Below are 17854 nucleotides of genomic sequence, written 5' to 3'. Positions count from 1 at the left end.
CTTCTCCGTGTCGGTCAGGGAAAAGGGGCACGGTAGTAGACTTGACCGTTCTGTAGCAGACTTCGCCGCGTGATCGGAATGACAGGATAGGGTATGTGTGTCGCACGAAACTGGGAGACTCATAAGTTGAAACCGCTCAAGCCCTGGCTGTCGTTCGAGGATCAGCTACGTCAACTGGAAGCGCGCGGCTTGCAAGTGGATGCTCCGGCTGCTGCGCTGGATTACCTGGAACGGCTGGGGTATTACCGTTTGAGCGGTTATTGGTATCCGCTACGGGAAACCGATGAGGCAGCATCGCAGGCACAGGGTAAGCCGATCCGACGGGACACTTTTATGCCTGGTAGCCGCTTTGAGCATGTCGTTCAGCTGTATGTTTTCGACAAAAAGCTGCGTTTGTTGGCAATGGACGCGTTGGAACGCATAGAAATGGCGGTGCGTGTAGATATCGCGTACCTGCTTGGGCAGCGTGACCCCGCCGCACACGAAAACCCAGCTTGCTTGCATGGAAATTTTGTGAAGAGGGTCATTGCTTACGGGCCAGACAAGGGCAAGACCAAACATCAGGTCTGGCTGACGAAATACCAGGGCCTGTTCCACCGCGCTCGCAAAGAGCCATTTATCTCACACCACATGCAGCATTATTACGGCAAGTTGCCCATCTGGGCCGCCGTTGAGATCTGGAACTTTGGGCTTCTTTCCAAACTATTTGCCGGCATGAAGCGTGCGGATCAGGATCAGGTTGCCAAGAGATACGGAGCGCCAGACGGCATTGCATTTGCACAGTGGTTGCGCAGCTTGAACTTCATCCGCAATGTATCGGCACATCACAGTAGATTGTGGAACATCAACGTCGTCGAACGGTCTCCCGTACCAGCAGGCTGGCCCGCTAAACTGAACAATGCCCGGCCGTTCTTCTACTTGTGTCTGATGCGGCAGCTGTTGGGCGTGATCTGCCCCAACTCGACCTGGGGGCAGCGCATGACAGAACTGCTGGAAAACGGATTTCCGCAATTTCCAGACGGCCTGTTGTCGGTCAGCGACATGGGGCTGGTTGCTGGCTGGAAAGATAGTGCCCCGTGGGAAAACCTAGCGTACAAATGAGAACCGACGCGTACACGGAGTGCAGAGGCGTCGGGCATATTGCGGCCGATCATACGGTACAAGCCGTATGCAGTCAAGCATGATCGGGCTTTCGCGTCACTGGGCTTGATCCTGTACGGAGTAGGAACCAACCCAGGGCTTGGTAGCTAAAATAGGACACCCTCCGCAGCCTGGGCGACACGCTGCTGATAATACCGCCGCTCGGCCCGCGCCAGCGCGCTGTCGCAAGCGCGGCCCCGGATGGGCCCATGCCGATTTGTGAACCCGGAGCAAATCAAGGGCGGCTATGACAAAGGCGTTGCGCGCGCATTGGCCCGCGCCATGAATTCATCCGCGCACGCCGCCGGCGCCCGGGTCAGCAGGCTGACCCCCACGAACAGCACGATGGACACGGGCAGCACCCAGACCCCGGCGGACAAGCCCAGGGGTTGGACGCCGCTGGCAAACAGCAGCAGAACCACGGCGCTGCCGCCCAGGATGCTGGCCAGGGCGCCGGCCGCTGTCCCCCGGCGCCAGAAAAACGCGCCGACAATCGCCGGCACGACCACGGCCAGGCCGGTGGAGGCGGCCACCGACAGGACGGCAATCAGGTTCAGCTGCAGTTCGGCGAACACCCAGGCCAGGGCGGCCACCACGGCCAGCACGATTTTGCCGAAGCGCAGCTGGCGGGCGTCGTCCCGGTGGCCGGCGACGTGGGCGTAGACGTCGCGCGACAGCATGGACGACAAGGTCAGCATGATGGAGTCAATGGTGGAAATGGCGGCGGCCAGGATGCCGATCATGACGATTTCGGCCAACAGGGGCGGGATGATGCCCGATGCCAGCAGGCTGGGGGTGGCCAGGTCGGCCTGGGTCAGCCCCGGCAGGGCCAGCAGGGCGCCAAAACCCCAGGTGACGGACACCAGGGTGTAGACCAGGCCAAAGCACAAGAAACCAAGCAGCATGCGGCGCAGGGCCGGCAGGGATTTGGGCATGAACAGCCGCTGGCTGACCTGGGGGTTGGACAGGCTGAAGAAAAACCAGGGCAGCGTCAGCCCCAGAAAGGTGGCAAAGGAAAAGAACCCCGGGCCGGGGACGGTCAGGACATCGCCCGGGACGGCGGACAGCTGGTCGAACATGGCAGCGGGCCCGCCCAGGTGCCGCACCACCAGCCAGGCCACGATCGAGGCCGAAACCAGCATGAAGGCGGCCTGCAGGGCATCGGTCCACATGACCGAGCGCATGCCCGCAATATACGAGAACAGCAGCGCCACCCCGGTGGCGAAAATGGTGCCGGTGGTGAAACTGATGGCCCCGTTGCTCATCCCCGCCAACAGGTAACCGACCCCGGCCAGTTGGACGGCGGCGTAGGGGATGAGAAACAGGCAGTTGGTCAGGGCGGTGGACACGGCGACCGCCCGGCTTTGGTAGCGGTGGCCCAGCATTTCGCTGGGGGTGATGAAATCGTAGGCCTTGCCCACGCGCCAGAAGCGCGGACCAAAGACGGCCACCAGCGAGACCCCCACGAAGTAGACGATTTCAAAGCCATAGGCCCCTACCCCGGCGGTGTAGGTCAGCCCCGCCAGGCCCACCATCATGAAGGCGCTGTAGGTGGTGGCGCTGTAGCTAAGGGCCGAGACAAAGCCGCCGAAGCGCCGCGCCCCCAGGAAATAGCCCGACATGCTGACTTGCCGACCATTGGTGGTTTCGTCGCGCGACAGCCAGGCCACGGCCACCGACACCAGCAGATAGACGGCCGCACCCAGCCAGATTGCCGTGACGTTCATTCGTCCCGCCCCCAGTCCCGGGTGGCCAGCAGATTGCAGAGGATGACCAGCACCCCGGCAAACGTCCAGAACAGGAAGCTGCCATACCAGGCATTGACCTGATTCAGCACCCGATACGGCACGACATAGCACAGAACAGCCAGCAGCCAGACGCAGGCAAGGCTGAGTTTTCTTATCATGGTGGTTGTGTGGTTCAGGGACAAGACAACGAAGCAGCCATCCTAGCAGTTTCTGGACACGCGCAGGGCCAAAGGCACTGCGGAGGGCAGGGCGGTTCTGATACAGTGTGAAATGTTTTCACCCTGAACCCAAAAGGGTCATCCATGCCTAAAACTTTGCTGCAATCCTGGCGTCGCCAGGTGCTGGCGCACCGGGTGCCGGCCCTGGGCCTGCTGTTGTCGCTGGCGGCCATGATGTGGCTGCTGCTGGACAGCGGGTTGCAGTCTTTCGCCGGACACAACCGCACCTACCTGGGCTATGCGGTGCTGGGCGGGCTGGCTGGCTTCGGCGCCACGGCCCTGGGGGCGGTGTCGGCGCTGGCGCTGCGGCGGGTGGACACCCGGTCGCAGGACTGCATGCTGGGTTTCGCCGCCGGGATGATGCTGGCCGCCGCGTCGTTTTCGCTGATCCTGCCCGGGCTGGATGCGGCCCGCGCTTTGTTCGACAGCGGCACGGCGGCGGCCGGCATCGTGGTGCTGGGGCTGGCGCTGGGAGTGCTGCTGATGCTGGGGCTGGACTACTTCACCCCGCACAGCCACGAAAACAGCGGCTTGTCCGGCCCGGACGTCGATCGCATCAGCGGGGTATGGCTGTTCGTGTTGGCGATCATCCTGCACAATCTGCCCGAAGGCATGGCCATCGGCGTGGGCTTCGCCCAGGGGGATTTGTCCGTGGGGCTGCCGCTGACCACGGCCATCGCCATCCAGGACATCCCCGAGGGGCTGGCCGTGGCGCTGGCGCTGCGCGCCATCGGCCTGGGGCCGGGCTGGGCGGTCGGGGTGGCCGTGGCCTCGGGCCTGATGGAACCCCTGGGCGCCGTGATCGGGGTGGGCATGGCCAGCGGCCTGCCCGTCGCCTACCCCATCAGCCTGGGGATTGCCGCGGGCGCCATGATTTTCGTGGTGTCCCACGAAGTCATCCCCGAAACCCACCGCAACGGCCACCAGACCGCCGCCACCGTGGGCCTGATGGCCGGCTTCGGGGTGATGATGTTCCTGGACACCGCGCTGGGATAAGCCGGCCGGCTTACCGCGCCATCTGGTTCAGCAAGTCTTTGAGGCGGGCATAAGCGGGCCGCCCCTGGGTGGAAATCAGGTCGCGGACTTCGGCGAAGCGTTCGGCGCGGGCGGTGGCCAGGATATGCGCGCGGGTTTCGCGGTATGCCCGCAGGGCCTGCTGGAAGGACTGCCGGGTGTCGCTGGCGGGATGCCGCCGGCAGTATTGCGCCCAAGCGCCGTCCATTTGCGCGTCGATCTGGCCGATGCGTTCGACGACGGGCGCCACCTGGGCATAGGATTCGGCGTTCTTTATCAGGATGTTGCAGGCGCGCATTTCTTCGGCGCACGAGACCAGGACATCCAGGGCGCGCTGGCTGGGCAGCAGGGCCGAGACTTCGCGCTTGAACGACCCGATCAGGCCCTGGATATCGCGGATTTCGGTATTGCTTTTGGCCACCCATTCGATGGCCGTGCGGGTGGCCTGCGACAGAGTGTCCACGTCGCGGGCCATGACCTGCCCCTGCGCCACCTGGGCCTGGGCCACAGCGGCCATGTCGTCCGCCAACTGGCCGGTGCGCTGGGCATGCTGGCTGATGTCGGCCAGCAGGGCTTCGACCTGGGCGGTTTGCGCCGCCCCTTGCTGGATATCGTCCAGCACCGATTTCAGAAAGCCGTCCGCTGCGGTGGTGCTGTCCGTGATGCCCGAAACCATCTGCTGGATCTCGGCCGTGGCTTCGTCGGTGCGCGCAGCCAGTTTGCGGACTTCGTCCGCCACCACCGCAAAGCCTCTGCCGTGTTCGCCCGCCCGGGCGGCCTCGACCGCGGCATTGAGCGACAGCAGGTTGGTCTGCATGGCCACATCCTGAATCAGCCGCAGAATGGATTCTATCGCCCCCGCCTGCTGGCTGACCTTGGCGAAGCGGTCGTTGAGTTCTTGGGCGGATTGCACCAGGGCGCGCGTGCGCGCCGAAGTCTCGACCAGCAAGGCATTGCCCTGCAGCGCCAGCTGGCGCGTGCGATCGACCTCGGCCTGGGTGGCTTGGGCGGATTGATCGACGGTGTCCAGTTGCCCCGCCAGGCGGTTCATTTGTTCCTGCAACTGGGCCAGCACGGCCGATTGTTCCTGTGCCGCCGACACGACATTGGTAAATGCCGACATCATGCTGGCATTACCCACCACCACCTGCAAGGCCTGCGCATCCAATTGCTGCAGCGCCGCCTGGTGGCGGCCCCTCGTCCAAAGCATCATGCTTGTCTCCTTACTAATTAATATATTAGTAATTTCTTGACTATGATAGTAATCAAATCGGAAACATCAGGCAATCTTTTGCGCAGGGTTCACGGCGTCGGGAATCGCACGCATCACCGCGCCGATGAATTTCTCGACATCGTGACCGCGCAGGGCCAGCCGTGGCATACCGTCCTTCGTGAACTTCGGCGCGCAGAACTCGGCGTCACTGCATTGGGCGCAGTAGTCAGCAGCCAGGGTGATCAGGAAGTCCGGCACATGGCCGAACCATTCGATGAGCTGCTGTTCCTGTCTGGCCGTCTGCCAGCCGTCGACGCGGATCATGACCTGCTCGGCCTGGCCTGGCCCACCACCGTGCGGCCGCGCTTGGCGAAGGCCGACGACGCCCACAGAAAACCGATGTCGGCGTCCAGCAGGCGGATGTGATCGGGATTGTGGATCGGGCCGTCTTCGGCCAGGATGCTGTCCTGGGTTCGGGCGTCCAGATCAGGCGCGGGGGCCAGGATCATGTGAAACAGGTCGTCGGCCAGCAGGGCCTGGGGCGGCGCAGGACGGATGTTTTCTGCCATGGAAAATAAACCGCGCCCCGCCAATCACCAGGATCAGCGGGGCGCGAAACGAGGCCACAAGACCTCGGGAGGAGACAACATTTATATAAGAATAATGACGTAAAATCCTTGCATAACCTTATATTCAATCTTATAATATCCTCATGAACTCGATAAGCTGGTCAACCAAAGCAATCAAGCAGCTTCTGAAGATCAACCGCCCTGAGCAGGTCGTGATCAAGAACGCTGCTGGTGAGCTAGAAACGATGCCGCAGACCCGCAACGTGAAGGCACTGACCAATCACAAATACCAATACCGCCTGCGTGTTGGCAACTATCGAGTGTTTTTTAACTTCGATGGCGCCGTGCACATTGTTTACATCGAAGAAGTGAGGAAACGCGATGAACGCACCTACTAACATCCAGATCATCAACGGGGCGGACGGAAAGCCTGCTTTCGTGGTGATCCCTTACGACGAATATGTGAAGCCTCGCGAGGGCTCAGAGACCTATGTGCCTCATGAAGTTGTATCCCTGATGGTCGATAACGAGTGGAGCATTGCGCGTGCCTGGCGTGAGCACCTGGGTGTGACCCAACAAGAAATGGCTCATCGCCTGGGTGTGACTCAGTCCGCATACTCTCAGCAAGAGTCCAGAGGGAATCTACGCAAAGCAAGCCGCGAAAAGATTGCCGCCGCGCTCGGGATCAGTCCTGATCAACTGGACGCCTAGCGCATTTTTGATTTAATTATATACAGCGGGCAGCAAGGCGGAGAAGAAATTCTCGCCGGTGAGCGTGTCATTATCGTGTCATTCTGGTGCCAAAACAGCCCCAAAATAATGATACGATAAAATTACAACCACTTGATTTTATTAAGATTCTTTGGCGGACAAGGGGGGATTCGAACCCCCGATACGCTATTCACGTATACACGCTTTCCAGGCGTGCGCCTTCAACCACTCGGCCACCTGTCCTGCATCCCTGCCGGGCCAATGCCCAACAGACGAAGTCCGTTATTCTAGCACGAAAAAACCCAAGCGGGCCACGACGGCCGCGTGACCCGAAAACCGCCGCGGTCTCGGGCTACAGCACGGCACCCATGCTGCCGACCATGCGTTCGACGTAACGGGCGATGAGGTCGATTTCGAGATTGACGTTGGCACCGGGCTGAAGGTTGCGCAAGGTGGTGACCTGGATGGTGTGGGGAATGAGGTTGATGGAGATTTCGGTGCCTTCCTCCTGGTCGTCCACACGGTTGATGGTCAGGCTGACGCCATTGACGGTGACCGAGCCTTTGTAAGCCATGTACTTGGACAGGTGCGCGGGCACGATGATGCGCAGCTCGGTGGATTCGCCCACGGCGTCGAAGCAAGTCACCTGGCCCATGCCATCGACGTGACCGGACACCAGATGGCCGTCCAGGCTGTCGCCCACGCGCAGGGCGTGTTCCAGGTTGACTTCGCCCGGCGCATCCAGGCCGCAGGTGCGCACCAGGCTTTCACGCGAAACATCCACCTCGAAGCGGCCGTCGTGCAGGGCCACGACGGTCATGCAGGCACCCTGGATGGCGATGGAATCGCCCAGCCGGGCGGCGTCCAGCGGCAGGCCGCCGGCATCGATCTCCAGGCGCACGCCGGATTCTGCCTGGTCGCCCAAGGGATGTACCTGGGTGATGCGGCCCACGGCGGCGACAATTCCTGTAAACATGATCATGTCATCCTTTTTTAGAAACAGACAGGCCGCAGGCAGCGCGCAGGGCCTGCCAGTGGTCGGTGCGGCGCAGGTGCAGACGCATGTCGTCGCCCAGCGGCTGGGCGTCGATGAACTGATAGCGATAGGCCTGATCCAGCGCGGCCAGGGGGGCGGGCAGCGCCGCAAGGCCCTGGCCTTCGCCCAGAATGCAGGGGGCGAGGTACGCCAGCCATTCGTCCACCAGGCCGGCGGCCACCAGGGCGCCTTGCAAACGGGCGCCGGCTTCGACATGGACTTCGTTGATGTCGTGCTGGCCCAGCCACTGCATCAAGGCGGGCAGATCCAGCGCGCCGCTGTCCCCCTTGGGCAAGACAATCACCCGCACATTGCGCCCGGCCAGGCGCGCGGCTTTGGCCCCATCAGGGCGATTGGTGAAAATCCAGACGGGATCGCCATTGAACAGGCGGGCCTGCTCGGAAATGATGAACTGGGTGTCCAGCACTGCGCGGATGGGCTGGCGCTGGGTCGGCACGGCCCGCACATCCAGCATGGGGTTGTCCGCCATGACCGTGCCGATGCCGGTCAGAACCAGGCAGGCGCGGGCGCGCCAGCGGTGGCCGTCCCAGCGGGCCTCGTCGCCGGTGATCCACTGGGATTGGCCGTCGGGCAGCGCCGTGCGGCCATCCAGCGAAGCGGCCGATTTCAGCCATACCCAGGGGGTGCCGCGGGTCATGCGGGCGCAAAAGCCCGGGTTTTGCAGCAAGGCGTCCTGGGCCATCAAGCCGACGTCGACGCGAATACCGGCCGCCCGCAAATGGGCGATGCCCCGCCCCGCTACCAGGGGATTGGGGTCTTGCAGGGCCACCACCACCCGGGCCACACCGGCGTCCACCAGGGCCTGGGCGCAGGGCGGCGTGCGGCCCTGGTGGTTACAGGGTTCCAGGGTGACATAGGCCGTGGCCCCGCGCACATCCAGATGCTGTTGAGCGGCCTGCCACAAGGCCTGGGCTTCGGCGTGGCGACCGCCCGCCTGCTGGGTATGGCCTTCGACCAGCCAATGGCCGGCGCGCACCAGGACGCAGCCTACGCGGGGATTGGGGTTGCTGAGGTACAGGGATTGCTCGGCCACGGCCAGTGCGCGGCGCATCCAGCGGTGATCCTCGATGGAAAACCGATTGCAGGGCGCCTGGGCCTGGGCAGGCTTGGGGGCCGGCCTTACCAGGCCGCCGGCCGCCGGATCCGGCAGCGCGGGAAGATCAGGGTGTGTCATCGTCCGGGGCGCGAAACTCGTTGATGGTGTGGGCGAATTCGCGGATATCCTCGAAGCTGCGATAGACCGACGCGAAGCGGACATAGGCCACTTGATCCAGTTGCCGCAATTCGGCCATGACGAGTTCGCCGATGTGATCCGAGGTGATCTCGCGTTTGCCGCTGGTCAGCAGTTTTTCCTGGATGCGGGCCACGGCGGCATCCAGGTCGGGGGCGCTGACCGAGCGCTTGCGCAGGGCCAGCGCCATGCTGGCGCGCAATTTTGCCGGGTTGAAATCCACCCGGGAGCCATTGCGCTTGACCACGGCGGGCATCATGAGATCGACCCGCTCGTAGGTGGTGAAACGCCGTTCACAGGCCGTGCAGCGCCGGCGGCGGCGGATGGTGTCGCCTTCTTCGGAGACCCGGGAATCCACCACCTGGGTGTCGGCACAGCTGCAGAACGGACATTTCATGCGCATATCGGGCGCCGCCAAGCGCCCGCCCCCGTTTAACGGTAGACCGGCAAGCGCGCGGTGAGCTGGTTGACCTGTTCGCGCACGCGGGCGATGTTGTCCGCGTCGCCGGGGTTGTCCAGCACGTCGGCGATCAGGTTGCCGGTGAGCTCGGCCTCGGCTTCCTTGAAGCCGCGCGTGGTCATCGCCGGAGTGCCCAGGCGGATGCCACTGGTGACGAAGGGTTTTTCAGGGTCGTTGGGGATGGCGTTCTTGTTGACCGTGATGTGGGCCTCGCCCAGGACGGCTTCGGCAGCCTTGCCGGTAATGCCTTTGGCCCGCAGGTCGACCAGCATCAGGTGGCTTTCGGTGCGCCCCGACACAATGCGCAGGCCGCGCTTGACCAGCGTGTCCGCCAGCACCCGGGCATTGGCCGCCACCTGGGCGGCGTAGGCCTTGAATTCCGGCTGCAGGGCCTCGCCAAAGGCCACTGCTTTGGCGGCGATGACGTGCATCAGCGGGCCGCCCTGGATGCCGGGGAAGATCGCGGAATTGATGATTTTCTCGTATTCGGATTTCATCATGATGACGCCGCCGCGCGGCCCGCGCAGCGATTTGTGCGTGGTGGTGGTGACAAAATCCGCGTGCGGCACAGGGTTGGGGTACAGGCCCCCGGCGACCAGGCCGGCGTAGTGGGCGATATCGACCATGAACAGGGCGCCGTTGTCGTGCGCGATGCGGGCCATGCGTTCAAAATCAATGTGCAGCGAATAGGCCGAGGCCCCGCCCACGATCAGCTTGGGCTTGATCGTGCGGGCGAGTTCTTCGAGCTTGTCGTAGTCCAGGACTTCGTTGGCGTCCAGGCCGTAGGAATGGAATTCATACAGCTTGCCCGATGCATTGACCGGCGAACCGTGCGTGAGGTGGCCGCCTTCGGCCAGGCTCATGCCCAGAACCTTGTCGCCGGGCTTGAGCACGGCCATGTACACGCCTTGGTTGGCCTGCGAACCCGAGTTGGGCTGCACGTTGGCGGCTTCGGCGCCGAAGATTTCCTTCACGCGGTCGATGGCCAGCTGCTCGACGATATCCACGTATTCGCAACCGCCGTAGTAACGCTTGCCGGGGTAGCCTTCGGCGTATTTGTTGGTCAGCTGCGAACCCTGCGCCTGCATGACGGCCGGGCTGGTGTAGTTTTCGGACGCGATGAGTTCGATGTGCTGTTCTTGGCGGGTGTTTTCTTGTTGGATGGCGGACCAGATGGCCGGGTCGGCCTTGTCCAGAGTACGGGAGCGGTCAAACATTGAGGATTCCTGGTAGCGAGAGGAAGGATGGTGATATGTGCAGACACCGCACGGGAAATCAGATCATTCTAGCCCGGATTTTTCACGAGGCCCATACAGCCATGGCTTTGGTTCAGGCGAACCCGGACAGCGTTTTGCCCTTGGGCCTTGATCCCGGCGCCCCGCGCAGGGGCGTTTCTCCCTTGCAAAGAACAACAACCACACTGACGCCATGGTAAGGTGGTCTGCGAAGCGACATTGAACAATGACAGCCAGGAGACTCAGCCATATGCCCGATCCGTTTTTCAACGCCCGATACTACCTGAAAAACAACCCGGACTTGTGGGCCGCCGGCATCAATACCCCCGACGCCGCATGGGTGCACTACGTCAACCACGGCGCGGACGAAGCCCTGGCTGGGGAAGCTTCCCGCGCACCGTCCCCCTGGTTTGATATTCAGCACTATCTGGACAACAACCCCGATTTGCGGGCGGCCGATCTGTCTCCCGCCGACCTGTTCGTTCATTTCATTACTTACGGGATTGACGAGGGCCGTGCGCCTTCGGCCCCCGCCGCAGCGGCGGTCAACGATGCCAGCCTGCTGGCCTATGCCCTGGGCAACGCCGATCTTCTGGCCGCCTTTGGCATTTCCCCGGACGCCACCACGCTATCCGATGCGCAGCGCGACGCCCTGGCCAACCATTTCTACAGATACGGCTACCAAGAAGACCGCCCCGACGCGCCATACGATCCTTACGCGCCGCCTGCTGAGGACGACGCGCCGCCGATCAGGGATTTCACCCTGACGACCGACACGGACATTATCGTCGGCACGGCCGGGGACGACACCATCATGGCGGTGGAAGCCATTGACGCAGGCGGGACGCGCCTGGCCACGCTGACGGCTGGCGACCAGATTGACGGCGGCGCGGGCACCGATACGATCCACCTGATCGGCAATGCCAATGGGGCTGCGTTTGCCGGCGCGGCGGTCACCGCCGTGGAAATCGTCAAGGCGCAGCTGGCCGGCGCAGGCGCGCTCGATGTGTCCGGTAACGCAGACGTGCAACAAGTCTGGCTCACCCATGGCACCACGGGCAATAACATCGTGGCCCTGACACCCGATCAAACGGCCGGCCTGGAAGGAAAAGTGGGGACAACAGCACTGGATGTCACGGCTTTTTCCTTTAGCGACGCAACGGCGGCGATAGACGATGCGGCGGTTTTGGCTTTGCATGATGCCACCGCGACGGGGGTCACGATGGACCACATCGAATTCCTGACGGTACAGGCGGTCGGCGTCAATGTGTTGGGCACCCTGGGCACCGCGACTGCCACGGCGGCGGACACCTTGACCCGCTTGACGGTCGAGGGGACAGGTTCAGTCAATGCCACGGTCACGTCCGCAGTCTTGCGCACCGTCGATACGTCGGCATCTACGGGCAATCAAGCGCTTGTCTTGGCGGCTTCCGCGGCTGAAGACCAGACCCTGAAGACCGGCGCCGGCAACGACATGATGACCACCACGTGGGCGGGGCTGACCGCGGCCGACCAGATTGATCTTGGCGCGGGCCGGGATACTTTAGCCTTTACCGATGCGGTCAGCCTCACCACAGTGACCGAAGCGGCCAATCTGGTGGATCGTGTCAGCGGGGTGGAAGCCCTGCGGGTCAATGGCGCCAGCACATTCGCCGTCGATGCCAGCCTGGTGTCCCAGGACGAATTCATCATGAACAGCACCGGCGTGTTTACCGGGACGAATTTTGAGGATACGGATTCGTTGACGGTCAGCGGCGTAAAGCTGGATGCCAGCACGGTGGCCATGGCGGCGGGCCACACGATTTTCAACCTGAACCTGATCGGCAATGCGAGCGAATTCCCTTCCCTACAAAGCAGAATTATCACCCTCACTGGCGCGGAGGAGATAAACCTCCATAGCACCCCGGGCAGCGTCACCCACCCAGAGGACATCACCCTTGCCCAGATGACGACAGACAGCGGCAGCGTCATCAACCTGACAGGGGATTATGCCTTGCTGGCATGGCTTTCCGTGCCTGCGACCACGACAACCGGCCCTGGCCTGACCATCAATGGCTCGTCTTTTACGGGGCCGCTGACTATCATAGGCAGCACGCTGGACGATGTGATCACCGGGAGCGCGGGCAACGACACCCTGTATAGCACGCAAGGCAGCGATAGCCTGACGGGGGACGCCGGCCATGATTTATTTGTCATTACCATGGCTACGGCCGGCGTCGGCCTGGACAATATCACGACCATCCAGGATTTTACGGTGGATGACGCAATCCAGTTGAGTGGCAGCACCGCCGCGACCACCCCCACCAAAGTAGACCTGTCCGGCCTGGCGAGCAGCGCAACCCATGCGGAGGTGTTCAGTGCCCTGGCGGCCGCGAATACGGACAGTATCACGGACGTCTTATGGGGCACATTCAATGATCAGACGTATTTGCTGAGTGACGCGTATCAGTCCCACCTCAGTAAAACAAGCACGCCGGGTGTCATCGACGAGCATGACAGCCAGGTGATCTTGTCGGGGACGCACGACCTGTCCGACGCGACGATTTCCGCGGAATATACCTTAACGCTGTAAGACGCGGGCGGCTGCCGCTACAGGGCGTGCAGGCGCGGATTCAGCGTATAGGTGCCGGTGATGCTGGCGCTGGCCAGCACGTGGCCCTGCAGGGCGGCTTGGGCCTGGGCACCGGTAAAACGCCCGGACAGGGGGAATTCGGCGACATCCAGGGCATAGACCGTAAAGACATACCGGTGAACCCGGGCGTCGTTCCAGGGCGGGCACGGGCCGTCGTAGCCGAAATAATCGCCGTTCATGTCGCGGTCGGCGGCAAACCAGCCGGTGAAGTCGTTAAGCCCTTGGCGGGTGCTGTCCAGGGCCAGGGGGCCGGCCTTGCCGCGCGGCGTGATGCCATTGGCGTAGCTGCCTTCGGGCAGGCTGCGCGTATCGGCGCCGATATCGACCAGCACCCAGTGGTAGAAGTCCACCCGGGGGAGGTCGGCGGGGACTTCGCGGCCCGGCTGGTTGACGTCGCCCGGCTGGCTGGGGACGTCGGGATCGACACACAGGACGGCGAAAGAACGCGTGCCGTCGGGCACGTCCGACCAGGCCAGATGCGGGTTGCGGTTGCCGGCCAGGGCCACATGGGTTTGCGTGTCGATGCGGCCGAAGGCGTTGCGCTCGGGGATGACCCCCTGGTCGGGAAAGGATTCGCTATGCAGTTTCATGGTGCCTCCGAGGGGTGGCCGGGCCAGGATGACCCGAACGAATTAGCTGACTGACGTGATCCAATGGGACAGGGGGCGGACGGGTTCAAGTCAGGGTCACCCGGGCGTATTTGCGTTTGCCCACCTGCATGACGTAAGTGCCCGCGGGCAGCTGCAGGGATTTGTCCTCGATGCGGTCGCCATCGACCCGCACCCCGCCCTGCTGGACATTGCGCTGGGCCTCGGTGGCCGACGCCGCTAGGCCGGATTCGCGCAGAACCTTGAGGATGCCCATGGGCGCGGCGCCCACGGTGATTTCGGGCATGTTCTCGGGCAGGGCGCCGTCGCGGAATTGGGCATTGAAGTGTTCCAGCGCCGTATCCCCCTGCCCGGCCCCATGGAAGCGGTCGACGATTTCCCGGGCCAGCAGAACCTTGGCATCGCGCGGGTTGCGCCCGGCGGCGATCTCGGCCTGCAGCGCGGCGATGTCATCCAGCGACTGAAAGGACAGCAGCTCGAAGTAGCGCCACATCAGGGTGTCCGAAATGGACATCAGCTTGCCGAACATGGAATCCGGGGCTTCGGTGATGCCGATGTAGTTGCCCTTGGACTTGGACATTTTCTCGACCCCGTCGGTGCCTTCCAAAAGCGGCATGGTGAGCACGCATTGGGGTTCCTGACCGTATTCTTTTTGCAGTTCGCGGCCCACCAGCAGATTGAATTTCTGGTCGGTGCCGCCGAGTTCCAGGTCGGCCTTCAGGGCGACGGAGTCATAGCCCTGCAGCAAGGGGTAGAGGAATTCGTGCACCGAAATGGGTACACCGCCGCGAAACCGGCGAGTGAAGTCGTCGCGTTCCATCATGCGCGCCACGGTGTAGCGCGAGGCCAGTTGGATCAGGCCACGCGTGCCGAGCGGATCGCACCATTCGGAGTTGTAACGGATCTCGGTGCGGGCCGGATCCAGCACCAGACTGGCCTGGGCGTAGTAGGTCTTGGCGTTTTCCTGGATTTGTTCCGGCGTGAGCGGCGGACGGGTGGCGTTGCGCCCGCTGGGATCGCCGATCTGGGCGGTGAAGTCGCCGATCAGGAAGATGACGGTATGGCCGAGATCTTGCAACTGGCGCATTTTATTGAGCACCACGGTATGCCCCAGGTGGATGTCGGGAGCGGTGGGATCCAGGCCCAGTTTGATGCGCAGGGGCACGCCGGTCTGGCGGCTGCGGGCCAGTTTTGCGGCAAATTCGGAGGCGACGAGCAGCTCGTCGCAGCCCCGTTGGGCCACGCGCAGATCCTGGGTGATCTGGGGGTCTTCGGGGGCGATCGGGGACGACATGGTGGTTGCTTTATCAGAAAATTTAAAAAAAGGCTCGAAATATCGAGCACAATGCGCTAGCATAACGTGCCACCGCAGCCTTTGTACAACAATCGGGCGCCCAGGTTTTTGGCGCAGCCCCATATTAGCAGAGGCGTCGCTTGCCCGGTGGTCTCCCCGACCGCGTCGCAACCCCCAAAAAGGGCCTTGCCTGCCGGGTCGGCCGTACCCCGATTCCGCCTCTTGACACCCGTTTTTTTTCCCATGACGCCTGCCGATAAAAAACGCCAACGCCATGTCACCCGCAGTGTGCTGTTTGCCGCCGGTGGCCTGTTCCTGACCGCTGCCGCCCTGGCCGTCGTCAAACCCTCCCCCCCTCCCGAACCCATCTACCAGGCGCGCCAGACGCTGGCCCTCCCCGCGCTGGACAGCGCCGCGCCCCAGGCCGCCGCATCAGTCGCCCCTTATATCGCCTCGACCCGCATCCGCCGGGGCGACACGGTGTCCGACCTGCTGCACCGGCTGGGGGTCAGTGAAGACGGCCTGCTGGCCTTCCTGACGCACAATAAAAATGCGCGCGCCATCTACAAGCTGTACCCGGGCCGCACCGTGCAGGCGGCCCTGGACGACCAGGGCAACCTGGTCTGGCTGCGCTACGCCCACACCCCCGGCGCGGCCGTCAAGTCCGGTATCCAATCGGCCTGGCTCGAAGTCCGCCCGGACGCGGACAATCAATTCGTCGCCCAAGAACGCACCACCGCCGCCATGCGCGAGACCCGGGTGGCCGAAGGCGAAATCACCAGTTCCCTGTTCGGGGCGGCCGACGTCGCCCAGGTGCCCGACGCCATCACCATGGAAATGGTCGACATCCTGAGCAGCCGCATCGACTTCCTGAAAGACCTACGCAAGGGCGACCGCTTCCGCATCGTCTACGACGCCTACATGCACGACGGCGAACAAGTGGGCTCGGGCCACATCCGCGCCCTGGAATTCATCAACAAGGACACGACCTACAGCGCCGTCTGGTTCAGCAACGCCCAGGGCCAAGGGGGTTATTACGATTTCTCCGGCGCCAGCCTGAAAGGCGCCTTTTTGCGTTCGGCCATCAAGTTCACGCGGATCAGCTCACGCTTCGGCATGCGCAAGCACCCCATCCACCAAAAATGGATCGGCCACAAAGGGGTGGACTACGCCGCGCCCGCGGGTACGCCCATCCACGCCACGGCCGACGGCACGGTGGAATTCATCGGCTGGCAAAACGGCTATGGCAAGATCATCGTGCTCAAGAATTTCGGCAAGTATTCCACGGCCTATGCCCACCAAAGCCGCTTTGCCAAGGGGCTTAAAAAAGGCGACCGCGTGCAGCAAGGCCAACTGATCGGCTACGTCGGCTCCACCGGCTGGGCCACGGGGCCGCACCTGCACTACGAATTCCGCATCGACAAAAAACAGGTGGATCCCCTCGCGGTGGATCTGCCCGTGGCCCGCCCCTTGGAAGGGTCGGACAAAAAAGCCTTTGCCGCGCAGGTTCAGCGCTATCAGCCCCAAATCCAGATGCTGGCCCGTTTGCAGGACAGCCGGGTGGATTTGCTGGCCGAACGCTGATTCCCGTCCGCCTGTCCGCGGCCATTCGCGTGGCGGACAGGCGACCCCAGGCGTTTCCCCGGCAAGATCACAAACCGCCATGGCCCGCTTTGCAGGCCATGGCGGTTTTTCTGGATGTTCAACGATGCAGCACGACGAGCCCGCTTATTTCATCGGCCTGATGTCAGGCACCAGCACCGACGGGGTGGATGGCGTGCTGGTGAGCGCCCATGGCGCCGGGGTGGGCGGCCGCCCGGACAGCCTGGCGAGTCCGGGATCGGCGCCATCAGGGCCAAGAACAGCACAGGCGCCAAGGCCGGGATCGGCGGAGAAATCGGGGGGGGCGCCAACCAAGACCGCCGCCGCCCGTTTATCGCTGCGGGCCCAGGCCAGCCTGCCGCTGCCCAGCGCCTTGCGCCGGCAGCTGCTGGCGTTGAACACCCCCGGGCCCGATGAACTGGCCCGCAGCGCCATCGCCGCCAATGCGCTGGCCGATTGCTATGCCCAGGTGGTGCGACGGCTATTGCAGGACAGCGGCCTGTCGGCGACAGATATCCGCGCCATCGGGGCGCACGGCCAGACCGTGCGCCACGCGCCGCAAGACGGCTATACCATCCAGATCAATGCCCCCGCCCGCTTGGCCGAACGAACCGGGATTGCCGTCGTGGCGGATTTTCGCAGCCGCGACGTGGCCGCGGGCGGCCAGGGCGCGCCGCTGGTGCCTGCTTTTCATGCGGCGGTGTTTGGCGGCCAGGCGGGCCGCGTGGTGCTGAACCTGGGAGGGATCGCCAATGTCACGCTGCTGGGGGGCGCGGCGGCCGCGGACGGCGGCGACGCTGATGGCGGTGGCGGTGGCGGTGGCGGTGGCGGTGGCGGTGGCGGTGGCGGTGGCGGTGGCGGCAATATTCTAGGGTTTGACACAGGGCCGGCCAATATGCTGATGGACGCCTGGACGCAACGGCACCTGGGTCAGCCATACGATATGGCGGGGCGCTGGGCGGCCGGCGGGCGCTGCCATGCCGGGCTGCTGGCCGCCCTGCTGGCCGAGCCCTGGCTGGCGCTGCCGCCGCCCAAATCCACCGGGCGGGATCTGTTCAACCTGGATTGGTTGCTGTCGCGCTTGGCGGCGGCGGGCCTGCGCGCCGAGCCGGGTGCGGATGC

The 17854-nt window shown here is 63.5% G+C and carries 18 protein-coding genes and 1 tRNA gene; 7 read left to right on the top strand and 12 right to left on the bottom strand.

Annotated features, from left to right (window positions below):
• Positions 1 to 126 precede the first annotated feature (126 nt).
• Positions 127 to 1101, top strand: a complete 975-nt coding sequence (locus ACMHYJ_RS10635) for an Abi family protein (RefSeq protein WP_414246146.1) — start codon at positions 127 to 129, stop codon at positions 1099 to 1101.
• 284 nt (positions 1102 to 1385) lie between these two features.
• On the opposite strand, the gene ACMHYJ_RS10630 is transcribed toward ACMHYJ_RS10635, so the two are convergent.
• On the bottom strand, positions 1386 to 2867 hold the full coding sequence (locus tag ACMHYJ_RS10630) for a sodium:solute symporter family protein (protein ID WP_414246145.1): 1482 nt from the start codon (positions 2865 to 2867) through the stop codon (positions 1386 to 1388).
• On the bottom strand, positions 2864 to 3046 hold the full coding sequence (locus tag ACMHYJ_RS10625) for a hypothetical protein (RefSeq protein ID WP_414246144.1): 183 nt from the start codon (positions 3044 to 3046) through the stop codon (positions 2864 to 2866). Before ACMHYJ_RS10625 ends, ACMHYJ_RS10630 begins: the two co-directional genes overlap by 4 nt.
• Before the next feature lie 144 nt (positions 3047 to 3190).
• On the opposite strand from ACMHYJ_RS10625, the gene ACMHYJ_RS10620 reads away from it, so the two are divergent.
• Positions 3191 to 4102 (top strand): ZIP family metal transporter, encoded by a 912-nt coding sequence (locus ACMHYJ_RS10620; RefSeq protein ID WP_414246143.1) that lies wholly within the window; start codon positions 3191 to 3193, stop codon positions 4100 to 4102.
• A 10-nt stretch (positions 4103 to 4112) separates the two neighbouring features.
• On the opposite strand, the gene ACMHYJ_RS10615 is transcribed toward ACMHYJ_RS10620, so the two are convergent.
• The 3 genes from ACMHYJ_RS10615 to ACMHYJ_RS10605 all read right to left on the bottom strand — a co-directional run bounded on the left by ACMHYJ_RS10615 (position 4113) and on the right by ACMHYJ_RS10605 (position 5902).
• Positions 4113 to 5333, bottom strand: coding sequence for a methyl-accepting chemotaxis protein (locus tag ACMHYJ_RS10615; RefSeq protein ID WP_414246142.1), 1221 nt, complete (start codon positions 5331 to 5333; stop codon positions 4113 to 4115).
• A gap of 66 nt (positions 5334 to 5399) precedes the next feature.
• Positions 5400 to 5657, bottom strand: coding sequence for a putative metallopeptidase (locus ACMHYJ_RS10610; RefSeq protein ID WP_414246141.1), 258 nt, complete (start codon positions 5655 to 5657; stop codon positions 5400 to 5402).
• Positions 5654 to 5902: a hypothetical protein gene (locus ACMHYJ_RS10605; protein WP_414246140.1), complete on the bottom strand. Its 249-nt coding sequence runs from the start codon at positions 5900 to 5902 to the stop codon at positions 5654 to 5656. Before ACMHYJ_RS10605 ends, ACMHYJ_RS10610 begins: the two co-directional genes overlap by 4 nt.
• A gap of 143 nt (positions 5903 to 6045) precedes the next feature.
• On the opposite strand from ACMHYJ_RS10605, the gene ACMHYJ_RS10600 reads away from it, so the two are divergent.
• Both ACMHYJ_RS10600 and ACMHYJ_RS10595 read left to right on the top strand, forming a co-directional pair.
• Positions 6046 to 6300: a type II toxin-antitoxin system RelE family toxin gene (locus ACMHYJ_RS10600; RefSeq protein WP_414246139.1), complete on the top strand. Its 255-nt coding sequence runs from the start codon at positions 6046 to 6048 to the stop codon at positions 6298 to 6300.
• Entirely contained in the window at positions 6284 to 6613 is a 330-nt protein-coding gene (locus ACMHYJ_RS10595; RefSeq protein ID WP_414246138.1) for a helix-turn-helix domain-containing protein, read from the top strand. Before ACMHYJ_RS10600 ends, ACMHYJ_RS10595 begins: the two co-directional genes overlap by 17 nt.
• 152 nt (positions 6614 to 6765) lie before the next feature.
• Here ACMHYJ_RS10595 and ACMHYJ_RS10590 read toward each other — a convergent pair.
• From ACMHYJ_RS10590 to glyA, 5 genes are all read right to left on the bottom strand, one after another.
• A tRNA-Ser gene (locus ACMHYJ_RS10590) sits at positions 6766 to 6856 on the bottom strand.
• Between the two features lie 109 nt (positions 6857 to 6965).
• Positions 6966 to 7589 carry a riboflavin synthase gene (locus ACMHYJ_RS10585; RefSeq protein ID WP_414246137.1) on the bottom strand — a complete coding sequence of 208 codons (624 nt, stop codon included), beginning with the start codon at positions 7587 to 7589 and terminating at the stop codon, positions 6966 to 6968.
• Between the two features lie 7 nt (positions 7590 to 7596).
• Positions 7597 to 8844 (bottom strand): bifunctional diaminohydroxyphosphoribosylaminopyrimidine deaminase/5-amino-6-(5-phosphoribosylamino)uracil reductase RibD, encoded by a 1248-nt coding sequence (gene ribD / locus ACMHYJ_RS10580; RefSeq protein ID WP_414246136.1) that lies wholly within the window; start codon positions 8842 to 8844, stop codon positions 7597 to 7599.
• Positions 8831 to 9298 carry a transcriptional regulator NrdR gene (gene nrdR, locus ACMHYJ_RS10575; RefSeq protein WP_414246135.1) on the bottom strand — a complete coding sequence of 156 codons (468 nt, stop codon included), beginning with the start codon at positions 9296 to 9298 and terminating at the stop codon, positions 8831 to 8833. Before nrdR ends, ribD begins: the two co-directional genes overlap by 14 nt.
• A gap of 35 nt (positions 9299 to 9333) precedes the next feature.
• Positions 9334 to 10578, bottom strand: a complete 1245-nt coding sequence (glyA, locus tag ACMHYJ_RS10570; protein WP_414246134.1) for a serine hydroxymethyltransferase — start codon at positions 10576 to 10578, stop codon at positions 9334 to 9336.
• A gap of 319 nt (positions 10579 to 10897) precedes the next feature.
• Between glyA and ACMHYJ_RS10565 the strand changes: the two genes are divergently transcribed.
• Positions 10898 to 13168, top strand: coding sequence for a hypothetical protein (locus ACMHYJ_RS10565; RefSeq protein WP_414246133.1), 2271 nt, complete (start codon positions 10898 to 10900; stop codon positions 13166 to 13168).
• 17 nt (positions 13169 to 13185) lie between these two features.
• On the opposite strand, the gene ACMHYJ_RS10560 is transcribed toward ACMHYJ_RS10565, so the two are convergent.
• Both ACMHYJ_RS10560 and tyrS read right to left on the bottom strand, forming a co-directional pair.
• A complete protein-coding gene (locus ACMHYJ_RS10560) occupies positions 13186 to 13818 on the bottom strand; it encodes a YbhB/YbcL family Raf kinase inhibitor-like protein (protein ID WP_414246132.1) in 633 nt (210 codons plus the stop codon).
• Positions 13819 to 13903: 85 nt separating this feature from the next.
• Entirely contained in the window at positions 13904 to 15130 is a 1227-nt protein-coding gene (gene tyrS / locus ACMHYJ_RS10555) for a tyrosine--tRNA ligase (protein WP_414246131.1), read from the bottom strand.
• A 243-nt stretch (positions 15131 to 15373) separates the two neighbouring features.
• Between tyrS and ACMHYJ_RS10550 the strand changes: the two genes are divergently transcribed.
• Together ACMHYJ_RS10550 and ACMHYJ_RS10545 are read left to right on the top strand one after the other, a co-directional pair.
• A complete protein-coding gene (locus ACMHYJ_RS10550) occupies positions 15374 to 16714 on the top strand; it encodes a peptidoglycan DD-metalloendopeptidase family protein (RefSeq protein WP_414246188.1) in 1341 nt (446 codons plus the stop codon).
• A gap of 124 nt (positions 16715 to 16838) precedes the next feature.
• A partial coding sequence (locus ACMHYJ_RS10545) for an anhydro-N-acetylmuramic acid kinase (protein ID WP_414246130.1) occupies positions 16839 to 17854 on the top strand: 1016 nt, incomplete at its 3' end.

This window comes from Castellaniella hirudinis (assembly GCF_047468865.1).
GTDB classification, from domain to species: Bacteria; Pseudomonadota; Gammaproteobacteria; order Burkholderiales; family Burkholderiaceae_B; genus Castellaniella; species Castellaniella hirudinis_A.
The sequence above is the reverse complement of the archived record's forward strand: the minus strand, read 5'-3'. Positions and strand labels throughout refer to the sequence as shown.